This is a genomic window from Streptomyces sp. NPDC039609 (genome assembly GCF_055596705.1).
Genome location: NZ_JBVIUJ010000004.1, coordinates 548534 through 563145, shown reverse-complemented (window position 1 = coordinate 563145; position 14612 = coordinate 548534). Strand labels below are relative to the sequence as shown.

Annotated in this window: 15 protein-coding genes; 6 read left to right on the top strand and 9 right to left on the bottom strand. The window is 71.8% G+C overall.

What is annotated here, in order from left to right; all coding sequences use genetic code 11:
• Positions 1-19: 19 nt before the first annotated feature.
• Entirely contained in the window at positions 20-2125 is a 2106-nt protein-coding gene (locus ACZ561_RS14800; protein WP_470994194.1) for a SpoIIE family protein phosphatase, read from the bottom strand.
• Positions 2126-2234: 109 nt separating this feature from the next.
• On the bottom strand, positions 2235-2762 hold the full coding sequence (locus ACZ561_RS14795) for a hypothetical protein (protein WP_470994191.1): 528 nt from the start codon (positions 2760-2762) through the stop codon (positions 2235-2237).
• A 197-nt stretch (positions 2763-2959) separates the two neighbouring features.
• On the opposite strand from ACZ561_RS14795, the gene ACZ561_RS14790 reads away from it, so the two are divergent.
• From ACZ561_RS14790 to ACZ561_RS14775, 4 genes are all read left to right on the top strand, one after another.
• Complete coding sequence (locus ACZ561_RS14790) at positions 2960-3841, top strand: YndJ family protein (RefSeq protein WP_470994188.1); 882 nt, start codon at positions 2960-2962, stop codon at positions 3839-3841.
• On the top strand, positions 3829-4374 hold the full coding sequence (locus tag ACZ561_RS14785; protein WP_470994185.1) for a DUF1990 family protein: 546 nt from the start codon (positions 3829-3831) through the stop codon (positions 4372-4374). The genes ACZ561_RS14790 and ACZ561_RS14785 overlap by 13 nt, the downstream gene beginning before the upstream one ends.
• A 65-nt stretch (positions 4375-4439) precedes the next feature.
• Positions 4440-4613, top strand: a complete 174-nt coding sequence (locus ACZ561_RS14780; protein ID WP_470994182.1) for a hypothetical protein — start codon at positions 4440-4442, stop codon at positions 4611-4613.
• Positions 4614-4637: 24 nt separating this feature from the next.
• The gene (locus tag ACZ561_RS14775; RefSeq protein WP_470994178.1) at positions 4638-6059 is read left to right on the top strand and encodes a lipase maturation factor family protein; all 1422 of its coding nucleotides are present in this window, start codon (positions 4638-4640) and stop codon (positions 6057-6059) included.
• Positions 6060-6137: 78 nt separating this feature from the next.
• On the opposite strand, the gene ACZ561_RS14770 is transcribed toward ACZ561_RS14775, so the two are convergent.
• The 3 genes from ACZ561_RS14770 to ACZ561_RS14760 all read right to left on the bottom strand — a co-directional run bounded on the left by ACZ561_RS14770 (position 6138) and on the right by ACZ561_RS14760 (position 8847).
• A complete protein-coding gene (locus ACZ561_RS14770) occupies positions 6138-6308 on the bottom strand; it encodes a hypothetical protein (RefSeq protein WP_362355075.1) in 171 nt (56 codons plus the stop codon).
• Positions 6309-6585: 277 nt separating this feature from the next.
• Entirely contained in the window at positions 6586-8070 is a 1485-nt protein-coding gene (locus ACZ561_RS14765) for an SDR family NAD(P)-dependent oxidoreductase (protein ID WP_470994174.1), read from the bottom strand.
• A gap of 63 nt (positions 8071-8133) precedes the next feature.
• Positions 8134-8847, bottom strand: a complete 714-nt coding sequence (locus tag ACZ561_RS14760; protein WP_470994171.1) for a (2Fe-2S)-binding protein — start codon at positions 8845-8847, stop codon at positions 8134-8136.
• 389 nt (positions 8848-9236) lie between these two features.
• Here ACZ561_RS14760 and ACZ561_RS14755 point away from each other — a divergent pair, with 389 nt between their 5' ends.
• Both ACZ561_RS14755 and ACZ561_RS14750 read left to right on the top strand, forming a co-directional pair.
• Positions 9237-9953 (top strand): carbonic anhydrase, encoded by a 717-nt coding sequence (locus tag ACZ561_RS14755; RefSeq protein ID WP_470994168.1) that lies wholly within the window; start codon positions 9237-9239, stop codon positions 9951-9953.
• A gap of 117 nt (positions 9954-10070) precedes the next feature.
• Positions 10071-11054, top strand: a complete 984-nt coding sequence (locus tag ACZ561_RS14750) for a DMT family transporter (protein ID WP_470994165.1) — start codon at positions 10071-10073, stop codon at positions 11052-11054.
• Here ACZ561_RS14750 and ACZ561_RS14745 read toward each other — a convergent pair.
• From ACZ561_RS14745 to panD, 4 genes are all read right to left on the bottom strand, one after another.
• Positions 10935-12287, bottom strand: a complete 1353-nt coding sequence (locus ACZ561_RS14745; protein WP_470994163.1) for a transglycosylase family protein — start codon at positions 12285-12287, stop codon at positions 10935-10937. The genes ACZ561_RS14750 and ACZ561_RS14745 overlap by 120 nt on opposite strands.
• Before the next feature lie 379 nt (positions 12288-12666).
• A complete protein-coding gene (locus tag ACZ561_RS14740; RefSeq protein ID WP_470994160.1) occupies positions 12667-13308 on the bottom strand; it encodes an aspartate/glutamate racemase family protein in 642 nt (213 codons plus the stop codon).
• Complete coding sequence (locus tag ACZ561_RS14735) at positions 13305-13649, bottom strand: GNAT family N-acetyltransferase (protein ID WP_470994158.1); 345 nt, start codon at positions 13647-13649, stop codon at positions 13305-13307. Before ACZ561_RS14735 ends, ACZ561_RS14740 begins: the two co-directional genes overlap by 4 nt.
• 23 nt (positions 13650-13672) lie before the next feature.
• Positions 13673-14098 carry an aspartate 1-decarboxylase gene (gene panD / locus ACZ561_RS14730; RefSeq protein ID WP_470994156.1) on the bottom strand — a complete coding sequence of 142 codons (426 nt, stop codon included), beginning with the start codon at positions 14096-14098 and terminating at the stop codon, positions 13673-13675.
• Positions 14099-14612 lie beyond the last annotated feature (514 nt).

Below are 14612 nucleotides of genomic sequence, written 5' to 3'. Positions count from 1 at the left end.
CGCGTACGGTCGGTTACGGTCAAGTACGATCGATGTACGCAGGGTTAACAATGAATTCGCACCAGACGCATTTGCCGCTGCCGCGCGATTCGACGCCCCAGACGTCCGAGATCCGGTCCACGAGCATCAGGCCCCGGCCCGACACGCCCGACTCCCCCGCCTCCCTCCGTCGTGGCAGCGCGCTGGAGCGGTCCTCGACCTCCACCCGCAGCCGCCGTTCCGGGCCCGCCAGCATCCGCAGGGTCACGATCGCGCCGCCGTCGGTGTGCATCAGCGCGTTGGTGATCAGTTCGTCGGAGACCAGCTCGATCTCGTCCGAGCGCTCCCCGGCGCCCCAGGCCCGTACCGCCGCCCGGATCATGTGGCGCGCGGAGCTCAGCGCCTCCGGGTCGCTCTGCGCCACATGCTGCTGGAGCCGGCCGCCCGACTGCGGATAGTACGACCCCTGGCGACGCAGCAGCAGGATCGCCACGTCGTCCTCGCCGCCCCGCTCGTCCACGACCTCGCAGAGGTGGTCGGCCAGTTCCTGAAGGTCCCGCGGCCCGCGCCTGACCAGCGAGGAGAGCCATGTCAGCCCTTCGTCGAGATCCGAGCCCGGCTTCTCCACCAGGCCGTCGGTGTACAGCAGCAGGGTCTGTCCCGGGGACAGCTCCAGGGTGGTCACGGGATGGTCGAGGCGGCCGAACTCGGCCGAGAGGCCCAGGGGCAGCCCGCCCTCGACCGGCAGCCGTCGGCAGCTGCCGTCGGTGTCCTGGAGCAGCGGGTCGACATGTCCGGCGCGCACCACCTGGACGACGCCGGTGGCGAGGTCCGCCTCGACATAGGTGCAGGTGGCGAAGCGGTCGGTGTCCAGCTCGTGGAGGAAGACGGAGGCCCTGGCCATCACGGTCGCCGGCGTGTGCCCCTCGGCGGCGTAGGCCCGCAGCACGATCCGCAGCTGTCCCATGACGGCCGCGGCATGGGTGTCGTGTCCCTGGACGTCTCCGATGACGGCGCCGACGCGGCCGCCGGGCAGCGGGATGACGTCGTACCAGTCGCCGCCGATGTCCCGGCCGAGGCGGGCCGAGCGGTAGCGGACCGCTATCTGGGCGCCGGGCACGTCGGGGATACGGCGCGGCAGCATCGCCTGCTGGAGCCCCTCGGCCAGGTCGTGCTCCTGCTCGTAGAGCATGGCGCGCTGGAGGCTCTGCGCGATGCTGCTGCCGAGCGCCACCAGCAGATTGCGCTCGTCGGCGCTGAAGCCGGTCTTGTCGCTGTAGAGCAGTCCGAGCGCGCCGATCGGCCGGGCCTGGGCGATCAGCGGCAGATAGGCCGCCGAGGTGATGCCGAGTCCGGCGATGTGCGGCCACAGGATCGGGTACGAGTCGGCGAAGTCCTTCGGCGACTCGATGAACCGCGGGCGCAGGGTCTGGACCACCTCGCTCATCGGGTACGGCTCGTCCACCCGGGTGAATCGCGTGCCGGGCACGAAGGCGCCGGTGGGCCCCTCGGCGACCAGATGGATCCGGCCGGCCTCCAGGAGTCCCATGACCAGGCTGGTGGCACCGAAGTACTGAAGGCCGTGCGAGGCGCCGAGCAGGTCGATGATGTCCTGCACGGTCCGGGCGTGGGCCAGTGCCGCGGTGGTGCCCTCCACGACGCTGGTGCGTCTGCGCCGCCCCTCGTCCAGGCCGAGCCGGGCGGCCTGCTCGGACACCTCCTCCGAGGCGTCCCGGATGATGCCGACGATCCGGACGGGGCGGCCTGTCTCGTCGCGCTGGATCTGGCCCTCGGTGTGTGTCCAGCGCGGGCTCCCGTCCCGCAGCCGGACGCGGAAGTAGGCGCCGTAGTGTTCGCTGCCGTCCTTGAGCGCGTGGGAGACCAGGGTGTCGAGCTGCCGTCCTTCGTCGGGCATCACCCGGGGGGAGAGGGTGAGCGGGTTCCCGTCGTACTCATCGGGCCTGAGGTCGAAGACCCTGAGGGCGCTCTCGTCCATGGCCAGCGTCCCTGCTACCAGGTCCCAGTCGAAGCTTCCCATCCGGAACGCGCGACCGTAGTCACGGAGGAAGCAGCACGTCACACCCCCTGCTCCGGATGCGCAGCGGCATGGGTCCGCCGCTTCGCCTCCCCCCGTGCCCGCGCTCATGGGGCCACGCTAGGCGCAGGCCAGGCGGCGCGCACGGCGGGGAGGAGCCGGGGGTCCCGGGGGGAGGTTCGGGCCCGGTGTCCAGGTGGGAGTCCCGGTCGGGACAACCTCATCCCTCGAAGGTCTCCGGCTGCTGGGCGCCGGTGTCGCCGGGGAACAGGTCCTCGAAGGAGGGCGGGTCCGACTCGGGCTCCGGCTCGACCGGCGATTCCGGGGAGGCCGGCTCCGACCAGGTCGGGGTGGGGCAGCCCGGCGGGACGGACGGGCTCGGGGAGGTCGGGTCGGGAGTCGTCGTGTCCGGTGTGCCGGTCGGGCTCTCGTACGGCGACGACAGGCAATCAGTCAGGGACGGGGAGTCGCTCGGCGGCGGGGTTGCGCCGTCGGGCGAGGCGTCGTCTCCGGGGGTGGTGGCGCCGTCGGGCGAGGCGTCGGCTCCGGGGGCGGTGGAGCCGTCGGGGCTCGCGGAGGCACTGCGGTCGGGTGCGGGAGGCTGGAGGAAGACGTCCTGCGAGGCGGCGGCCGTTCCGGCGCCGCCGCCGTCGCCGTCGGACGAGCAGCCCGCGAGCACCAGCGTCGAGACCAGAGCGACGAGTGCGGCGACGTGAGGGCGTCGCGGCCGGCGTATGGGTGAGCGCACGTGGATCTCCCGCCTCTTTCCGCCCCGAGACATTCCTTCATGTCTGTCGCACCGCACGGCGGCCCGCAAGCGGAGTGCGGCCGACCGGAGGAAGGTCGGGCGGCAGCGCACGAGAGACGCACTTGAACACGTTCAAGGAAAGCCCTACGCTCGACCCCGTTGGGGTTTGAACGCGTTCAATCTGGGGGTGGGGCGGCATGTCCGTGCTGGTCGATCTCATCGTGATGCTCGGCATGTTCGTCATCGTCCCCTTGGGCCTCGGACTCATCGACGCCCCCCGGCCGCGCGGACTTCGGCTGCTCCGCCGCGCCTGGCCGCTGCTCGCCGCCCCCGGCGCGCTGGCCCTGTGGCTCCCGCGCTCCCCCACCGCTGCCGTGCTCGCCACGGTCTACGCGCTGGCCACCCTCGCACTGGCGCTCTGCGCACCGGCCCGGCTCGCGGCGCTCCCCCGGCCGAAGACCGGCCTGTCGCTCCCCTCGCTCCCACCCTCCGAGATCGCCGTGCTCACGGCGCTCGTGACCCCCTCGGTCGCGGGCCTCGCCCTGGTCGCCGAACGCGCGGGACACGAGCTGTTCGGCTTCGACCTCGACATCCTGGCCCTGACCGTGCCCCACTTCCACTTCGCCGGCTTCGCCGCCGCCCTGGTGGCCGGCCTGGTCTGCCGTACGTCCGACGGACCCGCCACGCGCTTCGCCGCGCTCAGCGTTCCGCTCGGCACCCTGCTCGTGCTGGTCGGCTACTTCGTCGACGACTGGGCCGAGCTCGCCGGGGCGCTCGTCCTCACCGCCGGGATGTGGGCCGTCGCCCTGGAGACATGGCGGGAGATGCGCACCGGCGCCCACGACCCGGTCACCCACGCGCTCCTCGCGGTCTCGGCCGTGGTGCTCGTGGCGACCATGCTGCTCGCCCTGAGCTGGGCGCTCGGCGAGGCGACCGGGCTCCCCCACCCGAACCTGACCTGGATGGCCGCCACCCACGGCCTCGGCAACGCCCTCGGTTTCGCGCTCTGCTCGCTGCTCGCCCGGCGCCGCCTGCGGGCGACCGCCCCGAAGAAGGAGACCGCATCATGGCCCGTCTGATCCGCGACCTCGCCACGACCACCGCCCCCGCGCCCCTGAACTACCGGGACGTCGGCGCCACCGGCAGGGACCGGCTTCCGGCCGGCTACCACCACCTCCACCACACGGTCCGCATCGGGCGGGGCCGGGACGCCTTCGAGACCGCCGGGACCGCCGTCACCACCTGGCGGATGCACCGTGATTCGGGCGCCCGGGTCCGCAGCGAGGCGGTCCGCGCCGAGCCCGGCGTCTTCGTCGAGGTCTCGATGGGCCTCGGCCCGGTCCGGTTCGTCGCACCCTGCGAGGTGATCTGGACCGCGGACGAGAAGGACCGCACCGGATTCGCCTACGGCACCCGCACCGGGCACCCCGAGCGGGGCGAGGAATCCTTCGTCGTCGACGTGCACGACGACGGCTCGGTCTGGTTCACGGTCACCGCGTTCAGCCGCCCCGCCGCCTGGTACACCCGCCTCGCGGGACCGCTCGTCCCCGTCCTCCAGCACGCCTACGCACGCCGGCTCGGCCGCACGCTCCAGCGCCTCGTCGCGGGATGACGCCCAGGGTCACGCACGGGGTTACGCTCCCTTTGTAGGCATACGTTCCGACCCAGGAGGCGGCCGTGAGCCAGTACGACGAGTACACCTACAGCACTCCCTCGCAGGCCGAGGGCGAGCGCCTCGAAGAGGACATGGACATGCTGCAGCGGGACCACCGCCACCCCCTGACCGCCCGCACCACGCCGTCCCAGGCGGAGGGCCTGCGCTCGCAGGACGAGGAGGAGAGGAAGGGCTGACCTCCCGGGCCGATACTGGAAGCAATGGAGTGGTTCACGGCACCGGACTACTGGCTGAGCCGGATCGTCTTCCAGCGGGGGCTCGCCGGGCTCTATCTCGTGGCCTTCCTCTCGGCCGCTCTCCAGTTCCGGGCCCTGATCGGCGAACGCGGAATGCTCCCCGTCCCGGAGTATCTGCGCCGGGTGGAGCCGCGTCAGGCGCCCAGCCTCTTCCACTGGCACTACTCCGACCGCCTGTTCACGGCGGTCTCGTGGAGCGGCGCGGCCGTGGCCCTCGCCCTGGTGGCGGGCGCGGGCGACGCCGTGCCGCTCGCCGTCTCGATGCTGCTGTGGGCGGTGCTCTGGGCGCTGTATCTCTCGATCGTCAATGTGGGCCAGACCTGGTACAGCTTCGGCTGGGAGTCGCTGCTCCTGGAGGCGGGCTTCCTCGCGGTCTTCCTCGGCAACGACGACACCGCGCCGCCGGTCCTCGTCCTGTGGCTGCTGCGCTGGCTTCTCTTCCGCGTCGAGTTCGGCGCGGGACTCATCAAGATCCGCGGTGACGCCTGCTGGCGGAATCTGACCTGTCTCTACTTCCACCACGAGACCCAGCCGATGCCCGGCCCGCTCAGCTGGTTCTTCCACCATCTCCCCCGACCGCTGCACCGGGTCGAGGTGGCGGCCAACCATGTCGTCCAACTGCTGGTCCCGGTACTGCTCTTCACCCCGCAGCCGGTGGCGACGGTGGCGGCCTGCCTGATGGTGGCGACGCAGCTCTGGCTGGTGCTCTCGGGCAACTTCGCCTGGCTGAACTGGCTGACGATCGTCCTCGCGCTCTCCGCCGTGGACGGCTCGTTCCTCGTCGGCGAGCACCCACAGCCCTCCCCGCCGATCTGGTACGTGGTCGTGGTCGTCGCCGTGACCGCGCTGGTCCTCTTCCGCAGCTACCGACCGGTGCGGAACCTGCTGTCGCGGCGGCAGGCGATGAACCGCTCGTACGACCCGTTCCACCTGGTCAACACGTACGGCGCGTTCGGCACGGTCGGCCGGATCCGGGACGAGATCGTCATCGAGGGCACCGCCGACCCGCTGCGGGACGGGGACGCGGAGTGGAAGGAGTACGGCTTCAAGGGCAAGCCCGGCGATCCACGTCGGCTGCCGCGCCAGTTCGCCCCGTACCATCTGCGGCTCGACTGGCTGATGTGGTTCGCGGCGCTCTCCCCCGCGTACGCCCGCGACTGGTTCGGACCGTTCGTCGAGCGGCTCCTCGACGGGGACCGGGACACGCTGCGGCTGTTGCGCCACAACCCGTTCCCGGACGCGCCGCCGGCCCGTATCAGGGCCCGCCTGTACCGCTACCGCTACACGACCTGGCGTGAGCTGCGGGAGACCGGGGCGTGGTGGCACCGCACGCTCGTACGGGAGTACCTGCCGCCGGTCGAGCTGCGGAGCGTGGCGCGGCGCTGAGGGCACCCCGGGCCCGGACATGCCTGTGCCCCCGGTCGCGGGGCGGCCGGGGGCACAGGGCGAAGCGACAGTTACGACTCAGTCGATACCGGGCAGGATGTGCGGCTCCGCGAGGTCGTCCTCGTAGCCCGCCAGCCGGATCGGAGCCGCATGGGCCCACACGTCGAGGCTGCCCAGCTCACCGGAGCGGCGTGGCCGCTCCGGATGTTCGGCCGGTCGCTGTTCCTGCTTCGTCAATTCTGGTGTCACCGCGCACTCCCTTGTGTCGCGTACCAATGAGGACATGGCCGTTTCGGTCGCGGTGGCGCCGTTCTTCGGGCGGGACCGCGGCCTTGGTGGCAGGCCAGTCCCCAGGCAAGCCGTGGGGGTTTTGTGAAACCCCGGTGGCCGACCGTGGACATCAGACTAACCAAATGAGCGCCTGGGCGCTCTATGGGGCCCAGAAGTGTGACGCGATCGAGTGAATTTCGGACATCTGGGCGGTTTACCGAGGCTTGGTTGCCGAAATCGGTTTACCGAGAGCCGATCACCAGTTGCCCGGCGCGTAGTCCTTGAGGAAGACGCCGTACAGGTCCTCGCCCGCCTCGCCGCGCACGACGGGGTCGTAGACGCGGGCGGCGCCGTCGACCAGGTCGAGCGGGGCGTGGAAGCCCTCCTCGGCGAGGCGCAGCTTGTCGAAGTGCGGACGCTCGTCGGTGATCCAGCCGGTGTCGACAGAGGTCATGAGGATGCCGTCGGCCTGGAACATCTCCTGGGCGCTGGTCCGCGTCACCATGTTGATCGCGGCCTTGGCCGCATTGGTGTTCGGGTGCCCCGCACCCTTGTAGCCGCGACCGAAGACGCCCTCCATCGCCGAGACGTTGACGACGTAGGCCCGCCCGCTTGACGCCTTCTTGGCGGCCTCGGCCATGACCTGCCGCAACTTGCTGATCAGGATGAACGGCGCCGTGTAGTTGCAGAGCTGGGTCTCGAGCAGCTCCACCGGGGAGATCTGCTCGATGGTCTGCACCCAGGTATTGGTCTCGACGACGTCCGGCACCAGGCCGCCCGCGTCGATGGCGCTGCCGTCGCGGTGTCGCTCGACACTGGCGTTGCCCGCGACCAGCGCGAGGTCGGCGACCTGCTGCGCGTCCAGGCCGCTGACGCCGGCGGGCAGCGCGGAAGGCCCCCCGAGTTCACCGACCGCGCCGGAGTTGAAGGCGCCGATCACATGGTGGGCGGGGAGTTCGCCGGCGGGCAGCGGGGCGCTCTCGCCCTCGACCAGTGCGGCGTAGGCGGAGGGCAGGCGTCGCACGGTCTGCGTGGCGTTGTTGATGAGGATGTCCAGCGGACCGTCCTCGGCGATCTGGTCGGCCAGGGCGACCGCCTGCGCGGGGTCGCGCAGGTCGATGCCGACGACGTCGAGCCGGTGCATCCAGTCCGCCGAGTCCTCCATGGCCTTGAAGCGGCGGATGGCGTCCTTGGGGAACCGGGTCGTGATCGTGGTGTGGGCGCCGTCGCGCAGCAGCCGCAGCGCGATGTACATGCCGATCTTGGCCCGGCCGCCGGTGAGCAGCGCGCGCTTGCCCGCGAGGTCGGTGCGGGCGTCGCGCCGTGCCCGGTTCAGGGCCGCGCACTCCTGACAGAGCTGGTGGTAGAAGTAGTCGACCTCGACGTACCGCTTCTTACAGGTGTAGCAGGAGCGGGGGCGCTGGAGTATCCCGGCGATCCGACCGGCCTCGGTGACGGAGGAGGGCAGGATGCCCTCGGTCTCGTCGTCGATCCGCTGCGCGGAGCCGGTCGCCGTGGCCTCGGTGACCGCCTTGTCGTGCGCGGTCTTCGCGGCCCGGCGCTCCTGGCGGCGACGCTGCTTGACCGTGCGGTAGATACCGGCGGTGGCGCGCCGGACGGCGATCGCGTCCGGGTGGTCGACCTCCAGCTCGTCGAGCTCGTCGAGCACGCTCAGGCAGACGGCCAGGCGCTCGGGGTCGATACCCGGCCCGTACTCCTGGGTTTCTTCGGTCACCGTCATGGCCTCTGTCGTTCCTCGATCGCTCGTACGCTCGCGCGCGCCCATGTCCTCAAAAGAGAAACTTTACGGAGCGGGAGGCCGTGTCTCCAAACCTGTGGCAGGAGCGTGGTCGAACACACAGTCGCCGCAGAGTCCGCCGCCGGGGCAGCGGTAGTAGAGACAGCAGCTGGTGCGCCGCAGGGCCGGCCCCTGGACGGTGCGGGCCAGGTCGGATTGGTCGAGGAGCCCGGTCACGAGTTCGGCGGCGCGGCGGGCGACCTCGGGCCGGCCCTGCGCGCGGGCCCAGCGGGTCAGCTCGCGCAGCGCTCCGGCCAGCGCGGAGCCGGCGTTCCCCCACAGCAGCCGGGGCGAGATCCGCCCGTCGCGGCGAAGGGCTTCGTGGAGCGGGACGAGGTGGGCGAGCTGGACGGCCTCGCGGAGGTCGTCGACGGTCGCGGGACGGGTGTCCGTGCCCGCCCACCACAGGTCGTCGGGCGAGGTCAGGGACCCGTCCCAGTACAGGTCCGCCGGGTCGAGGGCCGGGAACTCGCCGTGGACGGCGGCAGGACCGAGGGCGGTCGACCAGAGCCTGGCGGCGAGCCCGAGGTGGGCGATCGAGGCTGCGACCCGTCGCTCGGGGGCCCGGAGCCGGGCGCCCACGCGGTCGACCCGGGCGGAGAGGGGGCCGGTCTCCCCCGCGTAGAGGCGGGCGAGCGGCACATGCGCACCGTCCGTCTCCGGCGCGGTCGTCCGCAGCGCGAAAAAGCCGCCGACCGACCCGCTCTCGACAAGATCCACGGTCACTGCCTCCTGACACGGTCGCCGGGGTACGGCGTCGATTGCACGGCCGTCGCGTGCATGGCTGCTCGGTGCGCGGCTGCCGCGTACATGGTGGTCCGGTGCACAGCTGCCCCGTACATGGCTGCTCAGTGCACGGCTGCCGGGTACACGGCGGACGGCTGGTCGCCCGCCGCAGCCGCCATGGCTGCTCGGTGCACTGCTGCCCCGTACATGGTTGTCCCGCGCGCGGCCTCGGGGCGCATGATTGCTCGGTTCACCGGCTCCTGGCAAAAGCCCGGTCGCGTTCGGGTCATACATGGTCATCGCAGGTCATGGTTGGTCATCTCCGAGTCATGATCGCTCCAAGTGAGGCTCCGTGACCGCTGATCACCGTAACGCTCGACCGCATGACACCTCCCACGAACCCCCTCTCCTCCGCCGTTCCCGGCCGTCGCGCGGTGCTCGCCCTGACGGCCGCGGCCGCGGCAGCGGCCATCCCCGCCTCCGCCCGGGCCGCCACACCCCCGACCCGCCGGTCCCGGCCCGAGGGACCGCTCACCGCCGCCGCGGCCCTGGCCGAACTCCGGGCCGGGAACGCCCGGTTCGCGGCGCTCCGGCAGATCCACCCGCACGAGGACGCCGCCCGGCGCGCCGCCGTCGCCGTCTCCCAGCACCCGTTCGCGCTCGTCCTCGGCTGTGTCGACTCGCGTGTGCCGCCCGAGCTCGTCTTCGACCAGGGGCTCGGGGACCTGCTGGCGATACGGTCGGCCGGGCAGGCCCTCGACGAGGCGGTGCTCGGCTCGATCCAGTTCGGCGTCGAGGAGCTGAACGTCCCGCTGGTCGTCGTCCTGGGGCACGAACGGTGCGGGGCCGCGACCGCGGCCGTGGAGTACGTACGGACGGGCAAGCCCGTCGAGGGACACCTCGCCCGGATCGTGGAGGAGCTCGCGCCCGCAGCGCGCGCGGCGCGCGATCTGCCGGGTGACTGGGTGGAGAACACGGTGCGGGCCAATGTGGACCGGATTCGGCGGCGACTGGCTCGGGATGAGGCTTTCCACAAGGCCCGGATCGTCGGCGCCCGCTTCGACCTGGATACCGGAAAGGTCGCTTTCCACCCCTCCTGACCTGCGCTGGCGTACATCCCAAGGCGTACGTGACGGTCCCGTACTGCGGCAGCAGTACGTCCGAAGGCGTTCCCAGGTACGACGACGTGAACGCTCGGAAGAGAGATCGTTGTATGTATGAACCCCCTCCTGCTGTCCGTACTCCTGTCACTGGTCTCGGCGGTCGCCTACGCGGCCGCGGCGATCGTGCAGGAGCGGGTCGCGGCCGCCGCCGGCGGCCCGACCTACGCACCACTGCGCAGCCCGGCCTGGTGGGGGTCCGTGCTGCTCAACGGTCTCGGTGCGGCGCTCCATGTCGCGGCGCTGGCCTACGGTCCGCTCAGTCTGGTCCAGCCGCTGGGCGCCCTCACGATCGTCTTCGCCCTGCCCATGGCGGCCCTCTTCGTGGGCCGCCGGGCCGGCCACACGGCCTGGCGCGGCGCGCTCATGGCCACGGTCGGACTCGCCGGGCTGCTCAGCCTGACGGGCGGCGCCGAATCCCAGGCGCTGGGCGGCGCCGAGCGATGGCTGCTGGCCGCGGGGACCTTCGGTGTGGTGGGCGGGCTGTTCACCGCCGCGCATCTCCTGGGCCGCTCGGTCCTGCGCAGCATCGTGCTCGCCGCCGCGGCGGGTGTGTCGTTCGGCATCGCATCGGTCTTCACCAAGACCGTCGCCGTGGAGTGGTCGCCGGACGCGCCGTTCGCCCAGTGGACGAGCCTGCTGGTCCTCTCGGCGCTCGCGGTGACCGGGCTGCTGCTCTCCCAGGCCTCCTATCGGGGCGCGGGCCTCGCGGCACCGCTGGCCACGGTCACGGTCGTCAACCCGGTGGTCGCCGCCGCGGTGGGCCTCACGCTCTTCGGCGAGAGCTTCCGGTACGGAGCGGCCGGCACCGTCGCCGCGCTGATCTGCGGTGCGGTGGCGGCGGGCGGTCTGATCCAGCTCACGACGGACCGGCTGACGGCCTCCGACGACTCGCTCTCGGTGTCAGAGAAACGGCTGGTGTCAGATCGCGACACCCCGCGCCCTGAGGTAGGCCAGGGGGTCGACGTCGGACCCGTACCCGGGACCCGTGCGCACCTCGAAGTGGAGATGCGGTCCCGAGCTGTTGCCGGTCGATCCTGAACGGGCGATACGCTGCCCGGAGTTGACCCGCTGGCCTTCGCGGACGGTGAGCGCGGACAGGTGCGCGTACTGGCTGTAGCGCCCGTCTTCGTGGCGGAGGACGACCTCGTACCCGTACGCGCCACCCCAACCGGCGGAGACGACGGTGCCGGCGGCCACGGCCTTCACGGACGTGCCGGTGGGGACGGGGAAGTCGACACCGGTGTGGTACCCGCTGGACCAGGAGGAGCCGGAGACGCGGTAGCGGGTGCCGATGGAGGCGGCGACGGGGGCACTGAAGCGGTCGGCCCGAGGGGCGGGCTTGGCGGCCGGCTCGGTGACGGGCTTGGCGGCCGGCCTGGTGACGGGCTTGGCCGCAGGCTTCGCGGCGGGTGTGGCCGCGGGCCTCGTGGCCGGCTTGGCCTGCGGGGCGGCGGGAGGCCTGGTGGCCTCCGGAGCCGGCTCGGCCGACGTCGGCCGGGTCGTGGGCGGCTTGGCCGTGGCCTGCTTCGCCGTGGGCTGCTTCGCCGTGGGCGCGGGCTTGGCGACCGGGGGCCGGTCCGTGGGCGGCTTGACGGGGGCGCTGATCCGGAGGGTCAGCTTCTGGCCCGGGTGGATCAGGTCGGGGTCGCCGCCGACCACAGCCCGATTCGCCTCGTACAACCGCTGCCAGCCGCCCTTGACCTGCTCCTCCCGGGCGATCCGGGAGAGTGAGTCGCCGGGGGTGACGGTGTACATCTCGCGGATCGTCGGCACGGTGGTCGGAGTCGCGACCGGGGGCTCGGCCGCGGGGGGCCGCTGGGCCTGCCCGGTGCGCTGCGCCGTTGCGTCACGCTGCGCTGGTACGGACGCGGGTCGCACGTCCGTCCGGTCCGACGCCTGCCCGAGCCCCGCCCGCGAGGAGCACGTCGGCCAGGCCTCCGGGCCCTGCCCTTTGAGGACCTTCTCCGCGATGGCGATCTGCTGGTCCTTGGAGGCGAGGTCGGCGCGGGGCGCGTAGTGCGTACCGCCGTACCGCTCCCAGGTGGACTGACTGAACTGCAGTCCACCGAAATAGCCGTTGCCCGTGTTGATCCGCCAGTTGGAGGAGGACTCGCAGGCGGCGACCTTCTCCCAGACGTCGAGCGAGGCGGCCTGCGCCGTCCCGGCACCGACCAGCGGTAACGCCATTCCGGCTCCGCCCGCCGTGACGGTCAGCGAGGCGCGATTGATCCGGCTCGGCTGGTACCGGCGGTGTCGTCCCCGTACGGCCATGGGCCCCCCTCGTACGCGTCAGCGGAAGCGCATCGGCAGTCGCCCAAGGTAAGGGAAGGTCACAGGCCGTGACAAGGGCCGGGGCGAAACCCCAAGTCCCTTGTGTCACCTACGAATCGGAGCGTGCGGGCCCGGGCTCGGGCTGAGGCTCGGGTCCAGGTACGGGAGCGGGCCCCGGGGGCTCCGGAACCGGGTTCGGCGGCGGCACGGGAGGCGGTTCCGGCACCGGTGTCGGCGGTGACGGCACCGGCCCCGGCGGCGGGATCGGAGAGGGCGGTACCGGATCGGGGTACGGGTGGGTCATGACGGGCCTCTCGGTCGACGGGGCCGTACGGCTCCAGGCTCTCCCGGAGCGTCTGCCCGCGCCCGCCGGGGCCATTCATCCGTGTCGGCGCACCGCCGTGGCCGCGGCGGCGAGGCCGAGGCGGGGGCTGGAGAGGACGGGCAGCGGGGTCGTGGTCCGCTCGGCGGCGTCCGCCATGGACGCCTGGGCCAGGACGACGACCCCGCCGTCGGCGGGGTCGATACGGTCGACGGCCGCGGCGACCGTATCGAGATAGCCGTCCCGGTCGCCGGCCTCGAACCGCTCCCAGGCACCGTCCACGACGAGCGTCGTGACGAAGGAGGTCCTGTCTCCCGACTCCTCCCGGAGCAGGTCCAGGGTGGGGGCGAGGGTGGACTCCACACTCGCGACCACCACGATCCGGTCCGACCCGACCGCCTCGGCCGCCATCGGCCGGTCCACCCGCAGGACGGGCACGCCCAGTTCGGCGGCGCTCCGCTCGGCGACGCCGCCGATGGTCGAGCAGGTGCAGAGCACGGCGCGGGCACCGTCCGCGACGGCCTCGGCGAGGGCGTCACGAACGGCGCCGGCCACGGCTTGCGGCCCCTCGATACGGGCGCGTACGAGCAGTTCCTCGACGACGAGGTGACGCAGGCCGAGCTCCGGGTGGTGCCGGTCGCGCAGACCGTCGAAGACGGGCACGTGAACGGCGGAGGTGTGCAGCAGCGCGAGCGTCACCAGAGCTCCGGGGTGGCCTTCAGCTGCTGCTTGGCGGCGCGGACGACGCCCTCCGGGGGCACGGGCGCCTCATCGGGGTGCTTCTCGGCCCACTTGGCGGCGTACGGGCAGAGCGGGACGACGGGCACGCCCGCGCGGGCGGCCATCCCGTAGAACTCGCGCACGAGCGACCCGGCGATGCCCTTGCCCTCGTTGCCCTCCTCCACGATCGTGTGGACGGCGACGAGGGCGTGGGGTTCGACGTCGAGGACGAAGTAGACGATCACACCGACGTAGGTGCCGTCCTCGAACGCCTCGAGGCGCCCCTTCTCCCGGTCGTCCCTGATCTCCGGATCGGCCATGCGATGCGTCTCCCTCGTACGGTTCAGGCGCTTGCCGGCACGGCCTGCGGGCTGCGCCGGGTGTCGCTCCCGGGCACCGGCGCGGAGGCGTCGGCCCCGAGCTCAATGATCCGGTTGTCCGCGTCCACATGCACCACGCGCGGCACGAGCGCGCGGGCCTCGGCGTCCTCGACCTGGGCGTAACTGATGAGAATCACCAGGTCCCCGGGGTGCACGAGGTGCGCGGCCGCCCCGTTGATCCCGATCACCCCGGACCCCCGCTCACCCTCTATGACGTAGGTCTCCAGCCGCGCGCCGTTGTCGATGTCGACGATGTGCACGAGCTCCCCGGGCAGCAGATCGGCCGCCTCCATGAGGTCGGCATCGACGGTGACGGAGCCGACGTAGTGCAGATCGGCCTGGGTCACGGTGGCCCGGTGGATCTTGGACTTGAACATGGTACGCATCATCGAGGCACTCCTGGACTTAGGCTCCCTGCCTGCGTTTTTGCAGGTCAAGGGCGGTTTCCCTACCCTACAACGAGTCACATGTTCGGGCAGCAATCCCCAGGTCTTTCAGGACTCATGCTGACCACTTGCTGACTTTTCTGACTCATCGTCAGGTCGGATCGGAAGGGCGGCACCGGCCCATCCACTCCCCCACCGCGACGACGATGCCAGCCTACGCAAGGCCCCTCGGAGCCTCTGCGTGATCACTGTCACTGCGACATCCGGGACGCACCACCCCGCCCCGCTGGGCTCGCCGACGGCTGGCTACCGCTCCCGCCCCGGGAGGTCCGGGCGGGCGTCGTAACGAATCCCGAATGCCGCGGCGGCCGTAGCCCCATCGCAGCGCGGACCGATGCAGGCGGCGGGGCAACATAGCCGCAGATCGCCGGTTAGCGAAACCGCCGTTTCTCGTGACCATTGATGTAGCTCGCAGGTGGCGGCGGCACTTCGCAGGCACTCCCTGGTACCTGGAAAT

Coding starts and splice junctions, on each gene's coding strand:
- ACZ561_RS14755 (WP_470994168.1), top strand. CDS start 9,237: ATGACACCTCCCACGAACCCCCTCTCCTCCGCCGTTCCCGGCCGTCGC.
- ACZ561_RS14750 (WP_470994165.1), top strand. CDS start 10,071: ATGAACCCCCTCCTGCTGTCCGTACTCCTGTCACTGGTCTCGGCGGTC.
- ACZ561_RS14790 (WP_470994188.1), top strand. CDS start 2,960: ATGTCCGTGCTGGTCGATCTCATCGTGATGCTCGGCATGTTCGTCATC.
- ACZ561_RS14785 (WP_470994185.1), top strand. CDS start 3,829: ATGGCCCGTCTGATCCGCGACCTCGCCACGACCACCGCCCCCGCGCCC.
- ACZ561_RS14735 (WP_470994158.1), bottom strand. CDS start 13,649: ATGGCCGATCCGGAGATCAGGGACGACCGGGAGAAGGGGCGCCTCGAG.
- ACZ561_RS14775 (WP_470994178.1), top strand. CDS start 4,638: ATGGAGTGGTTCACGGCACCGGACTACTGGCTGAGCCGGATCGTCTTC.
- ACZ561_RS14745 (WP_470994163.1), bottom strand. CDS start 12,287: ATGGCCGTACGGGGACGACACCGCCGGTACCAGCCGAGCCGGATCAAT.
- panD (WP_470994156.1), bottom strand. CDS start 14,098: ATGATGCGTACCATGTTCAAGTCCAAGATCCACCGGGCCACCGTGACC.
- ACZ561_RS14800 (WP_470994194.1), bottom strand. CDS start 2,125: ATGAGCGCGGGCACGGGGGGAGGCGAAGCGGCGGACCCATGCCGCTGC.
- ACZ561_RS14765 (WP_470994174.1), bottom strand. CDS start 8,070: ATGACGGTGACCGAAGAAACCCAGGAGTACGGGCCGGGTATCGACCCC.